Annotated in this window: 20 protein-coding genes; 15 read left to right on the top strand and 5 right to left on the bottom strand. The window is 44.1% G+C overall.

Going from position 1 to position 19,606, the window contains the following annotated elements:
* Positions 1-152: 152 nt before the first annotated feature.
* Positions 153-2,048 carry a B12-binding domain-containing radical SAM protein gene (locus tag AC0YOD_RS17820; RefSeq protein WP_475800668.1) on the top strand — a complete coding sequence of 632 codons (1,896 nt, stop codon included), beginning with the start codon at positions 153-155 and terminating at the stop codon, positions 2,046-2,048.
* Between the two features lie 105 nt (positions 2,049-2,153).
* Here AC0YOD_RS17820 and AC0YOD_RS17825 read toward each other — a convergent pair whose 3' ends face one another.
* From AC0YOD_RS17825 to mnmL, 3 genes are all read right to left on the bottom strand, one after another.
* Positions 2,154-3,128 carry a type I phosphomannose isomerase catalytic subunit gene (locus tag AC0YOD_RS17825; RefSeq protein WP_475800669.1) on the bottom strand — a complete coding sequence of 325 codons (975 nt, stop codon included), beginning with the start codon at positions 3,126-3,128 and terminating at the stop codon, positions 2,154-2,156.
* Positions 3,129-3,219: 91 nt separating this feature from the next.
* Positions 3,220-3,810 (bottom strand): tRNA 5-(aminomethyl)-2-thiouridylate-methyltransferase MnmM, encoded by a 591-nt coding sequence (gene mnmM / locus AC0YOD_RS17830; protein ID WP_475800670.1) that lies wholly within the window; start codon positions 3,808-3,810, stop codon positions 3,220-3,222.
* Positions 3,776-4,768 carry a tRNA modification radical SAM protein MnmL/YtqA gene (gene mnmL / locus AC0YOD_RS17835; RefSeq protein WP_475801027.1) on the bottom strand — a complete coding sequence of 331 codons (993 nt, stop codon included), beginning with the start codon at positions 4,766-4,768 and terminating at the stop codon, positions 3,776-3,778. Before mnmL ends, mnmM begins: the two co-directional genes overlap by 35 nt.
* 290 nt (positions 4,769-5,058) lie before the next feature.
* On the opposite strand from mnmL, the gene AC0YOD_RS17840 reads away from it, so the two are divergent.
* Positions 5,059-5,268, top strand: a complete 210-nt coding sequence (locus AC0YOD_RS17840) for a hypothetical protein (RefSeq protein ID WP_475800671.1) — start codon at positions 5,059-5,061, stop codon at positions 5,266-5,268.
* A gap of 246 nt (positions 5,269-5,514) precedes the next feature.
* A complete protein-coding gene (trmB, locus tag AC0YOD_RS17845) occupies positions 5,515-6,276 on the top strand; it encodes a tRNA (guanosine(46)-N7)-methyltransferase TrmB (RefSeq protein WP_475800672.1) in 762 nt (253 codons plus the stop codon).
* Here the strand turns inward: trmB and AC0YOD_RS17850 are convergent.
* Positions 6,273-6,845, bottom strand: a complete 573-nt coding sequence (locus tag AC0YOD_RS17850; protein WP_475800673.1) for a phosphatase PAP2 family protein — start codon at positions 6,843-6,845, stop codon at positions 6,273-6,275. The genes trmB and AC0YOD_RS17850 overlap by 4 nt on opposite strands.
* A gap of 721 nt (positions 6,846-7,566) precedes the next feature.
* Between AC0YOD_RS17850 and AC0YOD_RS17855 the strand changes: the two genes are divergently transcribed.
* From AC0YOD_RS17855 to AC0YOD_RS17875, 5 genes are all read left to right on the top strand, one after another.
* Positions 7,567-8,805: a glycosyltransferase family 2 protein gene (locus tag AC0YOD_RS17855; RefSeq protein WP_475800674.1), complete on the top strand. Its 1,239-nt coding sequence runs from the start codon at positions 7,567-7,569 to the stop codon at positions 8,803-8,805.
* A gap of 221 nt (positions 8,806-9,026) precedes the next feature.
* Complete coding sequence (gene infC, locus AC0YOD_RS17860; RefSeq protein ID WP_475800675.1) at positions 9,027-9,620, top strand: translation initiation factor IF-3; 594 nt, start codon at positions 9,027-9,029, stop codon at positions 9,618-9,620.
* A 36-nt stretch (positions 9,621-9,656) separates the two neighbouring features.
* Positions 9,657-9,857, top strand: a complete 201-nt coding sequence (rpmI, locus tag AC0YOD_RS17865) for a 50S ribosomal protein L35 (RefSeq protein ID WP_475800676.1) — start codon at positions 9,657-9,659, stop codon at positions 9,855-9,857.
* A 46-nt stretch (positions 9,858-9,903) separates the two neighbouring features.
* Positions 9,904-10,266, top strand: a complete 363-nt coding sequence (gene rplT, locus AC0YOD_RS17870; RefSeq protein WP_475800677.1) for a 50S ribosomal protein L20 — start codon at positions 9,904-9,906, stop codon at positions 10,264-10,266.
* A 153-nt stretch (positions 10,267-10,419) separates the two neighbouring features.
* Positions 10,420-10,827, top strand: coding sequence for a hypothetical protein (locus AC0YOD_RS17875; protein WP_475800678.1), 408 nt, complete (start codon positions 10,420-10,422; stop codon positions 10,825-10,827).
* Between the two features lie 6 nt (positions 10,828-10,833).
* On the opposite strand, the gene AC0YOD_RS17880 is transcribed toward AC0YOD_RS17875, so the two are convergent.
* Positions 10,834-11,295, bottom strand: coding sequence for a GNAT family N-acetyltransferase (locus AC0YOD_RS17880; RefSeq protein ID WP_475800679.1), 462 nt, complete (start codon positions 11,293-11,295; stop codon positions 10,834-10,836).
* Between the two features lie 569 nt (positions 11,296-11,864).
* Here AC0YOD_RS17880 and ilvB point away from each other — a divergent pair.
* The 7 genes from ilvB to AC0YOD_RS17915 all read left to right on the top strand — a co-directional run bounded on the left by ilvB (position 11,865) and on the right by AC0YOD_RS17915 (position 19,594).
* The gene (gene ilvB / locus AC0YOD_RS17885) at positions 11,865-13,610 is read left to right on the top strand and encodes a biosynthetic-type acetolactate synthase large subunit (protein ID WP_475800680.1); all 1,746 of its coding nucleotides are present in this window, start codon (positions 11,865-11,867) and stop codon (positions 13,608-13,610) included.
* Positions 13,607-14,089: an acetolactate synthase small subunit gene (gene ilvN / locus AC0YOD_RS17890; RefSeq protein WP_475800681.1), complete on the top strand. Its 483-nt coding sequence runs from the start codon at positions 13,607-13,609 to the stop codon at positions 14,087-14,089. The genes ilvB and ilvN overlap by 4 nt, the downstream gene beginning before the upstream one ends.
* 119 nt (positions 14,090-14,208) lie before the next feature.
* A complete protein-coding gene (gene ilvC, locus AC0YOD_RS17895) occupies positions 14,209-15,201 on the top strand; it encodes a ketol-acid reductoisomerase (RefSeq protein ID WP_475800682.1) in 993 nt (330 codons plus the stop codon).
* A gap of 140 nt (positions 15,202-15,341) precedes the next feature.
* Positions 15,342-16,886, top strand: a complete 1,545-nt coding sequence (locus AC0YOD_RS17900) for a 2-isopropylmalate synthase (RefSeq protein WP_475800683.1) — start codon at positions 15,342-15,344, stop codon at positions 16,884-16,886.
* A 244-nt stretch (positions 16,887-17,130) separates the two neighbouring features.
* Positions 17,131-18,210, top strand: a complete 1,080-nt coding sequence (leuB, locus tag AC0YOD_RS17905) for a 3-isopropylmalate dehydrogenase (protein WP_475800684.1) — start codon at positions 17,131-17,133, stop codon at positions 18,208-18,210.
* Between the two features lie 143 nt (positions 18,211-18,353).
* Positions 18,354-18,902: a peroxiredoxin gene (locus AC0YOD_RS17910; RefSeq protein WP_475800685.1), complete on the top strand. Its 549-nt coding sequence runs from the start codon at positions 18,354-18,356 to the stop codon at positions 18,900-18,902.
* Between the two features lie 275 nt (positions 18,903-19,177).
* On the top strand, positions 19,178-19,594 hold the full coding sequence (locus AC0YOD_RS17915) for a hypothetical protein (protein ID WP_475800686.1): 417 nt from the start codon (positions 19,178-19,180) through the stop codon (positions 19,592-19,594).
* Positions 19,595-19,606: the final 12 nt, after the last annotated feature.

Here is a 19,606-nt window from a genome sequence, read left to right on the forward strand (position 1 = left end):
AATGGAGAGGTGTTCGCTTCGCAGCATGCGATAGCGGGTGCCTCTTCTTTTTTTGTTCATTTTTCTGTACAATAGAAGGCATCTTGCTGCTGGCGCAGCGGACTCGTAAAATGCGCTAGGCATGCAAATGCTTAAGTTAGAGAGGTTATGCTATGAAAGTGGTACTGTCCACATTAAATGCTAAATTTATACACACTTCGCTCGCTTTGCGCTGTTTGAAGGCATACAGCGGCGAGACATTCGATATTGAAATCGCGGAGTATACGATAAAAGATCCGGTTATGAACATCGTATCGGATATTTTCTCGCGCAAGCCTGACGTGGTAGGCTTCTCCTGCTACATTTGGAACATCGAAGAAACGATAACCGTCATTAACATGCTTCGCAAAATAATGCCCGAGATCAAAATCATTCTTGGAGGTCCTGAGGTTAGTTATGATATGGACTATTGGATGGATCGCGTGCAAGAGGTTGACTTTATCGTTGTCGGTGAAGGAGAAGAGACTTTCCATCATTTGTTGACTGAAATCGAAGGTGATGGAAAATATCATATGGTGTTTGGGGTTACGTATCGGAAGCAGCGTGAGGATCGCGTTGAGGTTCTCATTAATCCGCCGCGTCCGAAGCTGAATTTGAATGAGCTGCCGTCTCCGCATCGCTTCAAGGAGGATATTCCTCATTTGGGCAGCCGTGTCGTTTATTTTGAGACAAGCAGAGGCTGTCCGTTCAGCTGTCAGTTCTGTTTGTCGAGCATCGAGGTTGGCGTTCGTTACTTTGATATGGAACGAACGAAGGCTGATATTTTATATTTAATTGATGCAGGCGCGAAGCTTATTAAATTCGTAGACCGCACCTTTAATATTAAACGTGACTATGCGCTTGAGATATTCAATTTCTTGATTGAAAATCATCGCGGCTGCGTGTTTCAGTTCGAGATTACCGCAGATATTATGCGGCCCGAGGTACTTGATTATTTGGCTGAGCATGCGCCGCCGGGAATATTCCGATTTGAAATTGGCGTCCAATCGACCAATGATCCAACCAATGAAGCCGTTCAACGCCGTCAAAACTGGATGAAGCTCGTACGTACTGTTTTGAAGGTTAAAAATTCTAATAAAATCGATCAGCATCTCGACTTGATTGCGGGATTGCCTCTCGAGAACTATGATACATTCCGGGGTACGTTCAATGATGTATTTGAACTTCGACCGGAAGAGCTTCAGCTCGGATTTCTCAAAATGCTAAGAGGTACAGGCCTTCGCCGTGAGGCAGATAAATGGGGCTATATTTATATGGATAGATCGCCCTATGAAATGCTCGGCAATGATTTGATGCCATTCAGTGATATCGTTCGCATTAAACGAGTCGAGGATGTACTGGAGAAATACTGGAATGCGCATCGCATGGATCATACGCTGATCTATTTGGTTGATCGCGTATTCAATTCTCCGTTCGATTTCTTCCAAGCCTTCGGGGATTTCTGGGAACGAAGCGGCTGGCAGAAGATTGGACATCAGCTGGAGGATCTATTCTCTAGGCTCTGGGCATTCCTTCACTCCTTGCCTTTATCGGAAGGACAAGCCGTTGAATCACTTCCTGCTTCAGAGGAAGGCAAATTAGCAGCCGTATCATTGGAAGAGGTGCTGGCAACCGCTGGAGCACGTCTGGACATGGATGTCGTTCTTGGGCTGATGAAATATGATTATTTCCTTAATCATAATTATAAGCCGCGGAAAAACTGGTGGGAATTCACGCTGGACAAAGCGGAATGGAATGGTTGGATGAAACGTCTAGCTGACCGTCCGGAGGAAGTATCCCCAGAGTTTGCAGCACTTGGTTTGAATGAGAAAGCTCTTCATAAGCATGCAGTAATGGAGAGACTGCCATTTGATTTAGCGACATTCCTTGCAACGGGCGAGATTTTGCGTGAGCAAGATACGTTGCTTGTCATGCTGTATGCGCTGGAGGCTGGCACTACGAAGCCGAAGCCTCGTCCGTTCATGTTGTTAGTTGAAGCGGAGAATAAGGCGCTGACCTTGCAAGAGTAACCGAATCTATAGAAAAAGTCCGGCATCCTATGAGATGCCGGACTTTTTGTTCATGTATAAGAATTAAATATTATTTTACTAGAACTGCATTCATAGTACGCTTTATTAAGCAGGTACGACGCTGCGAAGAACAGTCATGCTGCCGGAAAGCTCATAGTCGCCCAAATTAGCTGGAAGAAGGAAGCTTTGGCCTGCTTTTACCGACTGCTCGCCATCCTCCCATTTAACATTGCCTTCCCCTTCAGCAATGACAAGAATGACAAAGCTCTCGAGCGATGTCGCAAGCTGCCAAGGTGCATTTACAATCCCTTTTTCAACGATAAAATAAGGGGATGATGCGATTGTCAGCCATTGGCCGGCAACGGCTTGATCTGTTTTCATTCGTTGAGCGCCAGCACCTTCATAAGCGATAACATTGAGAGAGTCTTCGATATGAAGCTCACGCATACTTCCGTCAAGACCAGGACGATCGTAATCAAACAATCGGTAAGTCGTATCGGAGTTTTGTTGAATTTCGGCTACTACGACGCCAGAGCATAGCGCATGAACGGTGCCGGCAGGTATATAGAAAGCATCGCCTGCTTCGACAGAAACCTCTTGAAGCGTGTCCATGATGCGACCTTCAGCAATAGCTGACTCCATAGCGGCGCGGTCAATGCCTTCTTTGAGGCCGTAAATAATTTTTGAACCGGGCTTAGCATCCAGAATATACCACATTTCTGTTTTACCGAGCTCACCTGCAGGAAGCCCCTCGTAATCATCGGTAGGATGGACTTGGATGGAGAGGTCGTCATTGCAATCGAGCAGCTTGATAAGAAGAGGGAATCTGCCGTTCTTCTCAGAGAAGCCTTTCGTACCAAACCATTGGCGACCGTATGATTCTCTGATTTGATCGAGACCAACGCCAGTCAACTCTCCATTCATGACTTTAGTCGTACCATTAGGGTGGTCGCCGATCATCCAGCCTTCGCCAATAGAGCCCTCAGGAAGCGTAAGACCGAAGCCCTCAAGCGCTCGTCCTCCCCAAATTCTCTCTTTCATTTCCGGTTTAAATTGTAAAGGATAAGGTTTAATTGTCATAGTATCTCTCTCTCCCATGTCTTTAGTATGTATGTTGAAATTGTAATACGAGATTCTTAATCCATTATTTCGGTTAAATATAAATAAAGGATTATTGGGTTGGACGTTTTTCCAAAGCGACAAGATAAGGTGCTGTTGGCCGTTGTGATTGTCGATAGATGACGGTTTGTGCAACGGTTTGCGGAAGATTAGCAGCCCAAGCTTCAACGACTGCTGCCTCTTCCGATCCGCCCGGATGACCAGGATACAAAACACAAGTAATGATACCGCCCGGACGGAGCAGAGTCAAAGCCCCATTTAATGCGTTCAACGTTGATGCTGGTTCGGTAATGACGGTTAGGTCTGCACTTCCTGGCAAATAGCCAAGATTGAACATCACTGCTGATGTCCGTCCTATTATAGAAGGATCAACGGCTTCAACCATCTTCGCATGATTTTGGAGCAAAAGCGTCACCTTAGGCAGTTTACCTGCAGCTGCAAGAGGAGCAAGGCGTTCATTTGTTCGATCAAGCGCTTCCTGTTGAATATCGAAGGCATGCACTGTTCCATTAACACCTACGAGCTCAGCAAGTGCCAATGTGTCGACGCCCCCGCCTGCAGTAGCGTCGATCACGTTGTCACCAGGCGCAGTTCGTTCAGTAATCCACTTATGCGCCATGCTTAGTACAGATAGGAAGCCCATGCTTCACCTCCGGATTCCAAAGTTTGCCTTGCCAAGTTTTGCGGCGGCGCAGCTCATCGTCGAAGGCGTTCAGTACTTCCCATTTCTTGAGACTCCACATGGGACCGATCAGTAGGTCGCGCGGGGCATCGCCGGTTAGCCGGTGAACGATCATTTCCGGCGGTAAAAATTCCAGCGTGTCGACAATTAGATTAACATACTCGTCCTGCTCTAAAAATTGCAGCAAGCCAGCTTCATACTGGCGAACCATCGGCGTTTTGCGCATGAGATGGAGCAAGTGAATTTTGATTCCCTGCACATCCATCTTCGCGACGGCACGTCCTGTATCCAGCATCATTTCATGCGTCTCCTGCGGAAGCCCGTAAATAATGTGGGCACAGACTCGAATGCCGCGTTCCCGAAGTCGGCGTACAGCATCCTCATAGCATGCCGTGTCATGTGCGCGGTTGATGAGCTCTGAGGTGGATTCATGAACCGTCTGCAAGCCCATTTCTACCCAAAGGTACGTTCGCTCATTCAGCTCAGCTAAATAATCGACGACATCATCGGGTAAGCAATCAGGACGTGTTGCAATAGACAAGCCGACAACACCTGGCTGTTTGAGAATTTCCTCATAATACTCACGAAGCTCCTCTACAGGCGCGTAAGTGTTTGTATAGGCTTGGAAATAACCAATATATTTCGCTTCTGGCCATTTCTGATGCTGGCGATCTCGAATGTTATTGAATTGCGTGACGAGATCATCTCGTCTGCTGCCGGCAAAATCACCTGACCCGCGCGCGCTGCAAAATGTACAGCCGCCCTTTGCGATAGAACCGTCACGGTTAGGGCACGTAAATCCGGCATCCAGCATAACCTTGAATACTTTGCCGCCAAACTGCTCTCGCATTTCGTAATTCCATGTATGAAATCGTTTATCGTTCCAAAGCAGCGGCTGCTGATCTGACAATGTATTAATTTGGTTTATTTTTTTCCCCTTCTTTCAAGACTTACATCCCCTATTTTAGCGAAAATCGAGTGGAAAAGCCATGTTTGATGTACCTTAGTAATGAGAACGTTCGGAAAACGCTTTAATTGGAAAATATTTTGGGAAATGGTCGTTTTAGGCTTGCGTAACCTTACATGAAGTGTTATATTAAAAGTGCGACATAACAACAAATATACCTCACATGCCCCAATCGATCTCCTATGGATGAAACGTCGAATAAATGGAAATGTTAATACAATAAATCGATGAGGTGATTAGAAATGAGTACACAAGCAAAAATTCCCTATGGCGATGACAAGATTACAGTAGAACTTACAGTAAAGGAAATGATGGCACTTACTGGAGTGCGTTTTCACAATAATCATGGCGTAGAAATTTCTGCACGTAAGAAGCTAAATGATGTATTACTTGAAACCTACGAGCGAGATCAACAAGAGAATGGACCGATTCCATACCAATTGTTGCTCTAAACTATACGAGTTAGGATACAATAATTAAGCCGCAGTGCCAACAGGCCGCGGCTTTTTTTTACATATTGGCTGAGTATATAAATGGGCATATAAATCTCATTTCTTAATGAAAAAAAGGAGAGATGATGCAAAATGCTCAGCATCATGTGTTAGTGCTAAGTCATTGCTCTTTACAATAAGGCGTTTCTTCGGCACAATAAGGACTAGTTTAATTGTAGATACGATACATTGGAGGAATCACTCAATATGCGTTTAAGAGGAAGAAAAGGAATTCGCGAAAGTCTAGAGGGACAACCGGAATTAGTTGTTCTTGATGCGGCTCCCCACAAAGGGAAATGGAATGAGTTTTTTGGAAATGATCAGCCGATTTATGTTGAGCTTGGTATGGGAAAAGGACGTTTCATTAGTCAAATGAGTGCGCGCTATCCGCATATTAACTTTATAGGCGTCGATATGTATGATGAGTTGCTGCGCCGTGCAAGTGATAAGGCAAGAATAGTATGGGAACAAAAGGGCGAGTCACATCCACCTAACCTGGCATTGCTGCGAGCGAACATTGAAGGTATTGAAACGATGTTTGCACCGGGTGAAATCGAACGTGTTCACTTGAATTTCAGTGATCCTTGGCCAAAAAGCAAGCATGCACGCAGACGTCTTACGCATCCGAGACTGGTAGCAAAATACATCGACCTGCTCAACGAGCGCGGTGAAATACACTTCAAAACGGATTCGCAATCTCTATTTGAGTTCTCACTGAACAGCTTTGCTGAGATGGAGCTCGTTATGCGCAATATTTCCTTGCATCTGCATAAAGAAGGTCCTCGTGAGGACCTGGTATTTACGGAATATGAGATGAAGTTTATGGAAAAAGGACAAAATATTTATCGCTGTGAGGTTGTGATTGGTACTGAGGCGCTTCAAAAGCACCGTCAAGCGAAGCTGGAGAAGTCGCTTAAGGAAGAAGTGGAAGCGAACGATGCCGCTTCCGAGGCGGATGAAGAGGATTAATTTAAGCCCACTGATGAACTAATCCAAAAATAATTGACGACGAAGGCGGTCGCAGTACCAATAAGTGCGCCAGCGGCAACATCGGATGGATAATGCAAACCAAGATACATTCTTGACCAGCCTACTGATATTCCGATGATTAGCCCGAGCGGCACCAATACGATGAGCCATACGCCCGTGGTCAATAAAATAGGTACAAGCCATGCGAAAATTGCGGTAGTGTGACCGGAAGGGAAAGAAGAATCCACAAGAGGCTTATGACCCGTATTTACATCAGGCAGTGCCTGATAGGGACGAAGTCTCTTAAACTTTCTTTTTACAATAGCGACTGGCAAGTGGCTGATCGTAACAGCCAACAAGCATTGCCAACCGGTAATATTCCATGGAGCAGGTGCAAGCAGTGCATATATGAGAGCGGTGACTAGTGTGAAGGTAGCACCGCCCATATGTGTAACTGTGCTTAACCATCTATCAAACAGTTTGTGTATTTTCCCCCCAGCAGGTCTTCGATTAGCCCAAATCAGCATGCGTTGCTCATTTAATTTCAGCCAGCCTATCATTCGTTCCATCGCTGTCATCCTCCTAACGGTGGCTTACTATTCCTTTATTTTTTCAATTTTAACATGTTTTTGTTCGTGGAGCGTAAACTATTTCTTGTCCCATTATTAAAAAACAATAAAAAAAACACTCGTTTCATCATTGTATTTCAATGGGCAAATGGGTTGAAAAGAGGACGGATACGCTCCAAATAATGGTGGACGGAAAGTCATTTAACCTCATTATAAATATTGATTTCATTTTTTTGTTTAATAATGTGCTCCTGATGGTAAAACTGTAATGGACATATCTTAGAGCTCTTCCCATGAGCTTTGTTTCGCGTTTGAAAATAATGTCGAATCAGCGAATCATGTCATGGTTTGACAGCTCGTTCACTTGTTAGACATATAGTCAGCTGGTGAGTGAAGAAACCTTTTAGATCATTTTAACGTAAATAAGGACGTAAGTGCTAAAAAGTAAGCAAATGGTTGAAAATAAGGCTGAATCGCCGAAAAAGGAGGGATTGTTCTTACCTAGCAGCAATGCAAGCGTTTTTCTGCCGAGATTAAGCCTTAGGGCGTCTTATTCAACTTTTGACAAAGATGTTATTTCTGTGGAGAATCAGTAATGGTCACGAAGCGTTTACAGATAAGCGCTCGTATAAAGAGAAAATATATAATAAAAAGCTTGTCGGGCATCCGTTATGGATGTGTTGAAGCAAGCAAAAATGGGGTCTTAAGGGGGCAGTACCGAATGTTCAATACGATTATGTTTGTTGTTCAAATTTTGTTTGCAGCACTAGGCGTATACCAGTTGTTCTTATCTTTTTATGGATGGCGCCGCAAAAAAGAAGATCTTTCGCATGCACCAAAAAAGTCATTTGCCTTGTTGGTAGCCGCTCACAATGAAGAGCAGGTCGTTGGCGCATTAATTGAAAATCTACAGAAACTGAAATATCCACGCGAGCTTTACGATATTTTCGTTATTTGCGATAATTGCACCGACAATACTGTCGCTGTCGTTAACAGCTATGAAGGTGTTTATGCATGTGTTCGTGAGAATCCTAACCAACGCGGTAAAGGCTTCGCAGTGGAATGGATGCTGAAAGAGCTGTGGGAGAAACCGAAGAACTATGACGGTGTTGCTATTTTTGACGCTGATAATCTCGTAGCTGCTGACTTCTTGCAGTATATGAATAATGATTTGTGCAATGGCTTCCGGGTCATTCAAGGCTATTTGGACACAAAAAATCCAAATGACTCTTGGGTTAGCTCCGCTAATGCCATTAACTATTGGTTCTGTAATCGTCTTTGGCAATTGCCGCGGACAAATCTAGGCTTGGCTAACTTCCTTGGCGGAACGGGCATGTGCTTTGATTCTAATTTGCTTAAGGAAATGGGCTGGGGCGCGACTAGTCTCGTAGAGGATTTGGAGTTTACGGTCCGCTGTATTAAACGGGGCATTTATCCGAAGTTTAATTTCGAAGCAAAGGTGTTTGACGAAAAGCCAATCACGTTCCAAGCTTCTGCTCGTCAGCGCTTGCGCTGGATGCAAGGCCACTTTGATGTGACTCGCAAACATATGCTTCCACTCCTTTGGCAAGGAATTAAAGAACGCAGCATGACCAAGATCGATGCTGCTTTGTATGTTTTTAATGCCTATAATTATTTAGCAGGGTTTTTCATTACCGCAATTGTCTGGGGCGATATTCTCCTCTCAGGCGGCGATAACGTAACATCCGTATATAATATGCTGCCGATATGGTTTGCAATTCCGTATATGGCTTATGTGTTTATTCAAATTCCATTGGCGATGTACTTGGCAAAGGTACCCTGGAAACTGTACTTGCGTATTCCAACCTTCTTGCTGTTTACACTGTCATGGTGGCCCATTACGGTTCATGCCTTCTTTACACAAAACAACAAAAAGTGGAGTCATACACAGCATACGCGTGTAATTAGACTTGAAGAAGTGCAGAGCAAACAGATATAGCATCATGCATGGCTTTGTCATATAGAGAAAAAATAGACAGATGTGTTGACATGAGTTTGAAGGCTATGGTATATTAACTCGGTAACATTTACAAATAACTTAATGACGCTCAAGCAGAAGCACCCGCTTCTCACCTTTCGGCTCAGGCTGACTGGTTCGCGATAATCGATAGTCATACCATTGTTTCTCACGAAACGATGCACTGACATACATGTACGATTATGAGATGCGGGTTCATACGAGCCCGCATCTTTTTATTGTGTGAAAACAACAAACAACCATTTTGGAGGTGGCACGTTATTAGCAGAGAACATCAAATCAATGATGAAATCCGGGCCAGAGAAGTACGTTTAGTAGGCGCTGAGGGCGAGCAAATCGGTATTAAATCGATTCGTGATGCAATGCAGCTTGCGATTGAACTAAATCTGGATTTGGTAAATGTCGCTCCGACGGCTAAACCACCGGTATGTCGCATCATGGACTACGGAAAATTCCGTTACGAGCAACAAAAGAAAGAAAAGGAAGCCCGCAAAAACCAAAAGATCGTTGATCTTAAGGAAGTGTGGTTCCGTGCTAACATTGACGAAAACGACTATCAAACGAAATATCGTAATGTAGTTAAGTTTCTAAATGAAGGCGATAAAGTGAAAGCATCCGTAAGATTCCGCGGTCGCGAAATTGCACATGCATCACTTGGTCAAAAGATTTTGGATCGTCTCTCTAAAGAGGTTGCCGAATTATGCAGCGTAGAACGCGCTCCTAAGCTGGAAGGCCGGAGCATGATTATGATTTTGGCACCCAAAACCACTAGTTAAATAACTGGATGATAACCCTTAAGGAGGAAAACTGAAATGCCGAAGATGAAAACACACAGCAGTCTGAAACGCCGCTTCAAAATTACCGGTACTGGTAAAGTAAAACGTTACAAAGCTTACCGCAATCACTTGCTTTCTGGTAAGTCCAACCGTCAAAAACGCGTACTTGCAACGCAACCGCTTATGGCAGCTGGCGATGTAAAACGCTTGAAACAAGGTCTATCCAACATTAAATAATTTTAAGACAAAATAAGCAAAATCAATCTACTGGAGGTTTATACTAATGGCAAGAGTCAAAGGCGGCTTTGTCCGCACTCGTCGACGCAAAAAAATCCTTAAACTAGCTAAAGGTTATTTCGGTTCCAAACATCGCCTGTTTAAAACAGCGAAGGAGCAAGTTGGTAAGTCCCTTATGTACGCTTACCGTGACCGTCGCAACAAAAAACGTGACATCCGCAGACTGTGGATCGTTCGTATTAACGCGGCTGCTCGCATCAACGGACTTTCATACAACAAATTCATGCACGGCTTGAAACTTGCGGGCGTAGAAGTAAACCGCAAAATGCTTGCTGATCTTGCAGTTAACGATATCGCTTCGTTCAACTCACTTGCAGGAATCGCTAAGGAAAAAATTAACGCTTCATAGTCGTTAATTTAAATAGGAGCTGCCTATGCTGTCATTTCGATGACTGCTGGGCAGCTTTTTTTGCGTACAATTATAAACGCAGTGGACAAACAAACAGGCAAATGATTCCCTCTCTGAATATGTTGGAGAACAACAGGAAAGGAGGGATATTGCATGCGCAATGTTTCAAAACAAGAAGCTAAGAAGTTGATTGGCCAATCCATTTATGCAGTGCGTCCAGACGGAACAGTCGTCACAGGCAAGCTCGTTAGAATAAGTCAGAATAAATTAATCATGGAGCCTCTGAAAAAAGATAAGGGGAAGCATGTTCAAACAAAAGCGATAATACCTCTCGTTTTATTTGATCTTCTAGCAATCGGTACAATAGGTGCATTTGGCTTCGGAGGCGGCGGTGGAAATTGCTGCAACAACAATTACAATTCATGCGGCTATGGAAATGGGTATGGTGGCGGTGGCGGCTATAATAACCAAGGCTACAACAACCAAGGATATAACCAGGGATACAACCAAGGCTATAACCAAAATTATAATAACCAAGTGTATAACAACCAAGGCTTTTAAGGACAATTAGGTATTCATTAGTGGGGTCAACGGTTTAACCAACTCATAGCAGCGAAGGTCTGGATAGTAGTTTATAGTCATGTAACCAAGCTTATTGTATAGGTTATGGGCTTTGGCGTTCACTTGATCAACGAACATTCTAGCTATTTTACACTGCTGGGTTAGGCCGTAGGCCTCGCCATGAGCGATTAATGTCCTACCCCATTGACGATTCCGATGATCAGGATGCGTAACCATCATATCTAAGTAAAGAATTTCGCCCATTACTTCAAAATGGAGGAAGGACACCGGAGGACTTTTTTTTGAAAGGGCTGCAACATAGGTAATACCTCGCCTAAAACGCTTAGGCAGTTCACGGATCGTTTGAGCATCATGCTGATGCACGGTATGGGATAAAGGAATCAGCTCGGTGCGAATAAGGCGAACAAGCTCAGCTTGGTCGGTTCGAGGATCGTATAATCGTATCAAGATCATCATTCCATTTCTGCGGCGCTTTTTTCCATACGCTGCATGAGTTTGCCGTATTACGGCTAAAATAGTATATGTGTCTAAGGAGCAGAGTGCTCCGAACAGAATTTGACAAAGAGTTGAGGATGGTTCTTGACGAACCATGTTTCACAGCATATAATAAGGAAAGTCTTATCTACCACGTACCGGTGAGAGCACCATGTGGTACATACATTATCAGCATTGATGAGGACGAAGTGTTAAGGGCTCTTTTGAACAGAGAGCAGATGGATTAGCTGCAACCATCGCCAAAACCCCTTTTCTACGAGCTCACCTCGGAGCTGTTTCCTTGAAAAACAACAGAGATGTTGTCTATTAGGGGAAATCGCAGGGCAAGCGTTAAAGTGCCATTGGTTTGAACAGTAATTGATCATTATTTGATCATGTTCTTACCTGTGGAGGTTATACATCGGGAGACGTATAACGAATTTGGGTGGTACCACGGAAGATATACCTTTCGTCCCTCGTTGCTTCTATTGAAGCATGAGGAGCGAAAGGTTTTTTTGTTTTTTCTGAGAGGAGGATGACTAATGGTAACGCAAGATGCAACTTTGAAGTCAAAAGAGGAATTGAAGGCAAGGCTCTCGAAGCCCGAAATCATATCTGGTTCGGAAATATTGCTTCGTAGTTTATTGCTGGAGGGCGTAGACTGCGTATTTGGTTATCCAGGTGGAGCAGTGCTTTACATTTATGATGCAATGCATGGTAATCCCGATTTCAATCATTTGCTCACTCGACATGAGCAAGGTGCCATCCATGCAGCAGACGGATATGCGCGTGCAAGCGGTAAAGTTGGCGTATGTATCGCAACATCCGGTCCCGGTGCTACTAACCTTGTAACGGGTATCGCAACTGCTTATATGGATTCCGTCCCAATGGTCGTAATCACAGGTAATGTTATTTCCAGCCTAATCGGAAGCGATGCTTTCCAAGAAGCTGATATTACTGGCATTACAATGCCAATTACAAAACACAGCTATTTAGTACGAGATGTAAATGACTTAGCACGTACGATTCACGAAGCCTTTCACATTGCTAACACGGGCCGCAAAGGTCCCGTATTGATAGATATACCAAAAGACATTTCCGCAGCAAAAACATTGTTCACGCCAGTTACGGAAGTGAGCATTCGCGGATATAACCCTACGGTATCCCCTAACAAGCAGCAAGTTGATAAGCTCATTAAAGCGATCGCGGAAGCGGAGCGTCCACTGATTCTAGCGGGCGGAGGAGTTGTATACTCCGGCGGACATGAAGAATTGTTCGAATTTGTAACGAAGACGCAAATTCCAATTACAACGACATTGCTTGGACTTGGGGCATTCCCAAGCGGTAATGATTTATTCCTTGGCATGCCAGGTATGCACGGCACCTATACAGCGAATAAATCCATTCAATCCGCAGATTTGCTCATTAATATCGGCGCACGGTTCGATGACCGTGTAACAGGTAAGCTAGCTGGTTTTGCACCGCTTGCGAAAATTGTACACATCGATATCGATCCTGCAGAAATCGGTAAAAACGTACCAACGGATATTCCGATCGTAGGTGACGTGAAAACGGTTCTTCAAGTGGTTAACCAACAAGCTAAACTTGCAGATAAAGCTGATGCATGGCGTGAGAAGCTAAAAGCTTCATGCCTAGAACATCCATTCAGCTACACGGATTCTGATGTCGAACTGAAACCGCAATGGGTAGTCGAATTGATTCATGAGACGACAAACGGTGATGCTATTGTAACGACTGACGTAGGTCAGCATCAAATGTGGGCGGCTCAGTATTACAAATTTAATAAACCGCGTTCATGGGTAACCTCAGGCGGACTTGGTACAATGGGCTTTGGTTTCCCATCTGCTATCGGTGCTCAAATGGCGAATCCTGATCGTTTAGTTGTTTCCATCAATGGTGACGGCGGCATGCAGATGTGTGCGCAAGAGCTTGCCATTTGTGCGATTAACAATATTCCGGTTAAAGTTGTCATTATTAACAATCAAGTGCTTGGTATGGTGCGTCAATGGCAGGAGCTTATTTACGATAATCGTTACAGCCATATCGACCTCTCAGGCAGCCCAGACTTTGTTAAGCTGGCTGAAGCGTATGGCGTTAAAGGCTTCCGCGCTACGAACAAAGAGGAAGCGCGCACTGCGTGGGCAGATGCACTTAATCATCCAGGTCCTGCGGTCGTTGAATTCGTTGTACGCAAAGGGGAGAATGTTTACCCGATGGTAGCACAAGGAAGCACGATCGACGAAATGATCATGGGGGATGCAGAATGAAAAAACACACGATCGCAGTAATCGTTAATGATCAGCCCGGCGTTCTGCAACGCGTATCCGGCCTGTTCGGACGCCGTGGCTTTAATATTGAAAGCATAACAGTTGGTTCTAGCGAAGAGGTTGGTTTATCGCGTATGGTCATCGTCACTACAGGTGATGATCATACCCTCGAGCAAATTACGAAACAATTGTATAAGCTGATCGATGTCATTAAAGTCGTAGATCTTAGCTCTAATCCAATGGTTGCTCGTGAGCTTGCACTTATCAAAGTGAATGCAGAGCCGGCAATTCGTCCGGAAATACTCGGGGTAGTTGAGACATTCCGCGCAGCGGTTGTTGATATTGGCACTCATTCGCTTATCGTACAAGTAGTAGGAGACACAGAGAAAATAGATGCAATGGTAGAGTTGCTTAAGCCTTATGGCATCCGCGAGCTTTCTCGTACAGGAGCAACGGCACTAAACAGAGGCAATAAGTAATATCAATAAATTTCACATTCCTTTTGAGCGGGAGTTTAAGGGGAGAACCGCTGTACATGCGTCATTCTCTGCTTAAACACCCGCTCAAAAGGGTTAAATTAAAGGAGGCAATTATTAATATGGCAGTTACAATGTACTATGAAAAAGATGCTGATCTAAATGTACTACAAGGTAAAACAATCGCAGTTATCGGTTACGGTAGCCAAGGTCACGCGCAAGCGCAAAACCTTCGCGACAGCGGCCTGAAAGTAGTTATCGGACTTCGTCCTGGTAAATCCGCAGACGTTGCAAAAAAAGACGGCTTTGAAGTACTTACTGTTGCAGAAGCTACTAAAGTAGCTGACGTTGTACAAATTTTGCTTCCTGATGAAACACAAGCAAAAGTATACAATGAAGAAATTGCTCCAAACCTGAAAAAAGGCGCGGCACTTATGTTCTCCCATGGTTTTAACATTCACTACGGTCAAATCGTAGCAAACAAAGATACAGATGTATTCCTAGTAGCTCCAAAATCCCCTGGTCACATGGTTCGCCGTACGTACCAAGAGGGCTTTGGCGTTCCTGGTCTAATCGCAATCGAGCAAGATGCTACTGGCAATGCTAAAGAAGTTGGTCTTGCATATGCTAAAGGTATCGGCTGTACTCGTGCAGGCGTTATCGAAACATCATTCAAAGAAGAAACAGAAACAGATTTGTTCGGCGAGCAAGCAGTACTTTGCGGCGGCGCTACAGCACTAGTTAAAGCGGGCTTCGAAACACTTGTTGAAGCTGGCTACGCTCCTGAAATGGCATACTTCGAGTGCTTGCATGAGCTTAAACTAATCGTTGACATGATGTATGAAGGCGGAATGGCATCGATGCGCGATTCTATCTCCAACACAGCAGAATACGGCGATTATGTAACAGGTCCTCGTATCGTTACTGAAGAAACGAAGAAAGAAATGAAACGCGTATTGGAAGATATTCAATCCGGCCGTTTTGCTCGTGACTTCATCTTGGAAAACCAATCAAACCGTGCAATGCTTACGGCTACTCGTCGTAACGAAGCTGCTCACCCAATTGAAAAAACAGGTGCTCAACTGCGCGAATTGATGCACTGGATCAAGAAGTAATAAGAACGTTCTGAAACTTATTTTTTAGTAGAACAATCATATCCCGGTTCGCCGGATCGCGTGACGATAAGGCTAACGAATCGTCACGCGTCTCCAAGTGCGCACCGGGATCATTCTGTTCATGGAGGTGCATAGCACAAATGCGGAAAATATATGTTTTCGATACAACGCTGCGTGACGGAGAGCAATCTCCGGGTGTAAACCTTAACACGAAGGAAAAGGTTGAGATCGCACTACAGCTTGAAAAGCTGGGTGTAGACCGTATTGAGGCTGGTTTCCCTGCAGCTTCGCCTGGCGACCTTGCGTCTGTGAATGCTGTTGCTCGTGCCGTTAAAAATGCTACTATTATCGGTTTGTCACGCTCGCGTGAACAGGATATTGATGCGGTTCGCGAAGCGCTTATAGGTGCGCAGGATCCATGCATTCACTTGTTTTTAGCTACTAGTCCTATTCACCGTAAGCATAAGCTTCGGATGGAGAAGGAGCAGGTGCTAGAAACTGCTGAACGTGCAATTCGTTACGCAAAGCAGTATTTTGATAAAATCGAGTTTTCACCTGAGGATGCTGGTCGTACAGAGCTGGACTTCCTTTGTCAGGTTACAGACATGGCGATTAAAGCCGGCGCTACAGTCGTAAATATTCCTGATACAGTCGGATATTTAAATCCTGCTGAATTTGGAAACATCTTCAAAACACTGAAAGAAAACGTACCTAATATTGAAACGATCCAGCTTAGCGCGCATTGTCATGATGATCTAGGTATGGCGACTGCTAACGCTCTGTCTGCAATTTTGAATGGTGCTGACCAAGTGGAAGGCACGATTAACGGAATTGGTGAGCGTGCGGGTAATACTGCTCTTGAGGAAATTGCAATGGCACTTGCAACGCGTCCAGATTACTTTGGCGCTCAAACAACGCTAAACCTGAAGGAAATTGCGAAAACAAGTCGTCTTGTCAGCAAGCTGACGGGTATGGTTATTCCAGGGAATAAAGCCATTGTCGGTGCAAACGCGTTCGCGCATGAGTCCGGCATCCATCAAGATGGCATGCTTAAGGAAAAAACGACCTATGAGATCATTTCTCCAGATGCGATTGGTCTGAAAGAATCCAAGCTTGTGCTAGGTAAACATTCCGGCCGTGCTGCTTTCCGTGAGAAGCTGATTGATCTGGGCTTTGAGCTTGAAGAGGATGCGGTGAATGCGGCTTTCGCTAAATTCAAGGATTTGGCAGACCGCAAGAAAACCGTTAGCGACGAGGATTTATTTGCGATTTTGGAGGAAAAGCTAATTGATACACCTGAGGTGTTCACACTTGAAACGATTCAAGTGAACTATGGCAATCAATCCACTCCAAATGCAACGGTTCGCATTCGTAAAGTAGAAGGCGAAACAACGGAAGAAACGGCAAACGGTAACGGTTCTGTGGATGCCATCTATAATGCTATAGATAAAGTAACGCAGGAGACCGTAGAGCTTGAGGATTATTCCATCAAATCCGTTTCACAAGGTAAAGATGCTCTTGGTGAGGTACATGTTGTATTGAAACAAGATGAAGTATCTGCACAAGGCCGTGGATTAAGCACAGATATACTAGAAGCAAGTGCACGCGCTTATATTGATGCGCTTAATCGACTGATTGAAAAACGTAAAACACCAGGCCGTCGCGATAAGATGAGCCTGATCTAATTAATATTTGGGAAAGCCTATTGCCTTTAACTTAAAAGAGCAATGGGCTTTTTTTTATATGACGCTAAGTCTTTATAGTCACAGTCTATAAAGTAAATAGATTTTATATCTTTGTAAAATCACTATTTTTATGGTACAAATGATAATAGAGTGAGAATGAGTTGATAGCTTTGTTCTAATAAGGGAGCTTAGACTGCCCAAGTACGGACAAGTTTAATTGAAAAAGAGGAGTGTTACAATTATTATGTCAGAAGTTAAAAAAATTGCTGTTATTGGCGGCGACGGAATCGGTCCAGAAGTAGTAGGAGAAGCGCTTAAAGTACTTAAGAAAACCGAAGAACTTTACGGCTACAAGTTTGAAACAGAGCACGGCTTATTCGGCGGTATTGCTATCGACGAGAAAGGCACCCCGTTGCCGCAAGAAACACTTGATCTATGTAAAGGCGCAGACGCAGTATTGCTTGGCGCTGTAGGCGGTCCGAAATGGGATAACAACTCCAAGGAGCTTCGTCCGGAAACAGGCTTGCTTGGCATTCGCAAAGCGCTAGGTTTGTTCTCCAACATTCGTCCTGCTACTGTTTTTGATTGTTTGAAAGAAGCTTCAACACTCAAGCCAGAAGTGCTAGAAGGCACGGATCTAATCGTAGTTCGTGAGTTGACTGGCGGTATTTACTTCGGTGAGAAATTCCGTCGTGAAGGGGCAGGCGGCGAAGAAGCTGTTGATACGTGCGTATATAATGTACAAGAAATTGAGCGCATCGTTCGTCAAGCATTCGATATTGCTATGACTCGCGGTAAACGTCTAGCATCAGTTGACAAAGCGAACGTTCTTGAAACTTCCCGTCTATGGCGTGAAGTGGTTAATCGGATCGCTCCTGAATATCCAGAGGTTGAGCTTGAGCATGTACTTGTTGATAACTGTGCGATGCAGTTGCTTCGTCGTCCTTCAAGCTTCGACGTAATCGTAACTGAAAACATGTTCGGCGATATCCTTAGCGATGAAGCAGCTATGTTGACTGGTTCAATCGGTATGTTGTCATCTGCTTCGCTTGGCGAAGGAAGCTTTGGTTTGTACGAACCGGTACATGGCTCAGCTCCTGATATTGCTGGTCAAGGCATTTCAAATCCAATTGCAACCATTCTATCTGTTGCGCTTATGTTCCGTCTTACTTTCGGCTACCACGAAGCTGCAGCGGCAATTGAAGCGGCTGTTAAAGAAGTATTGGATGCAGGCCACCGTACAGGTGACATTGCTGTTGATAAGAGCAAAGCGATCGGTACAACTGAAATGGGCGATTTGATCGTAGCTGCACTTAGAAAATAAGACTCCAGATTATAATTATTATAAAAAAGTAATTATTATGATATTGACTTCATTATAGACTAGTGATATTATTTACTAGGTAAGTCACACAGACGAAGTGACAGATATAAAAAATATATGGATAGTCAAGGAGGATTTCTATTATGGCAGAACGTTTGGTAGGCCGTCAGGCTCCGGATTTCACAATGGAAACAGCAACAGGAAACGGTCAAGATTTTGGTACAGCATCTCTTGCGGATTACAAAGGCAAATGGTTGGTATTGTTCTTCTACCCACTTGACTTCACTTTTGTATGCCCTACAGAAATTACTGCTTTGAGTCTTGCTGCTGCAGACTTTAAAGCCCTTAATACAGAAATTCTTGGTGTCAGCATTGATAGCAAGCACAGCCACAAAGCTTGGATCAATACACCAGTTAATGACAATGGTCTTGGTAAACTTGAATTCCCTCTTGCTGCTGATATCACGAAAAGCGTTGCTCGTGACTACGGCGTATTGATCGAAGAAGAAGGTATCGCACTTCGCGGCCTATTCATCATCAACCCAGAAGGCGAAGTTCAATATCAAGTTGTTAACCATAACAATGTTGGTCGCAGCGTTGATGAAACGCTTCGCGTATTGCAAGCTTTGCAATCAGGCGGTCTTTGCCCAATTAACTGGAAACCTGGTCAACAAACACTAGTAACGAAATAATAGAAATTTCTCATAAAACACAAAACCCGCGCCGTATATGGCGCGGGTTTTGTGTTTTATGTTATTGGGTAATAGTTATTGTAAAGTGATAGCAGGAATCTCGGGTATTAAAAGCGAATAAGGTATAACTAGCTGCAGTTCTTTGAAGAATGCTAACAAGGCTTTGCTAAGCAAATCCTTTAGGTCAATGCTTATGAAGAAAGTTAGTTATCACATACCTTAGTTGATGCTTACGAAGTAGGTTTGCTGTGCAAGCCTTATAGGAGGGGTCGTCAATGAGTTTTTGCTGTGGAGCTAGTATGATTGGCACGAATGGTACCTTAAAGCATTTTCGAACGAAAATAAATAATGTTCCGATTCTCTTTTGTCCGGTTTGTCACCGTGTTGCTATTCATTATTTAATTGAAAATGAATACGAAATTTTAGCAGAGTATGCACATGGCGATGGAGCTGCAGAGGTTGATTTTGGAGAGTATGTAGAACAAGACAGCAAGGCTTTACTTGAAAATTGCGTCAATCATGAAAATGAAGATCCTATGGATGTTGTTCATAGTCAAATCGATATGGGACTGGATTTGCTTAGCTTCGCGAAGCAGATCGGGGATACAGAATGGCAGCTGGCGATTAAGAAACGCCTAGGCATGCTGAATAGCAGAAGAAATAAGTTACGGCAACGACGCACATCCGTTTAGTATGATTAAGTC

This window comes from Paenibacillus sp. J31P13 (assembly GCF_056269295.1).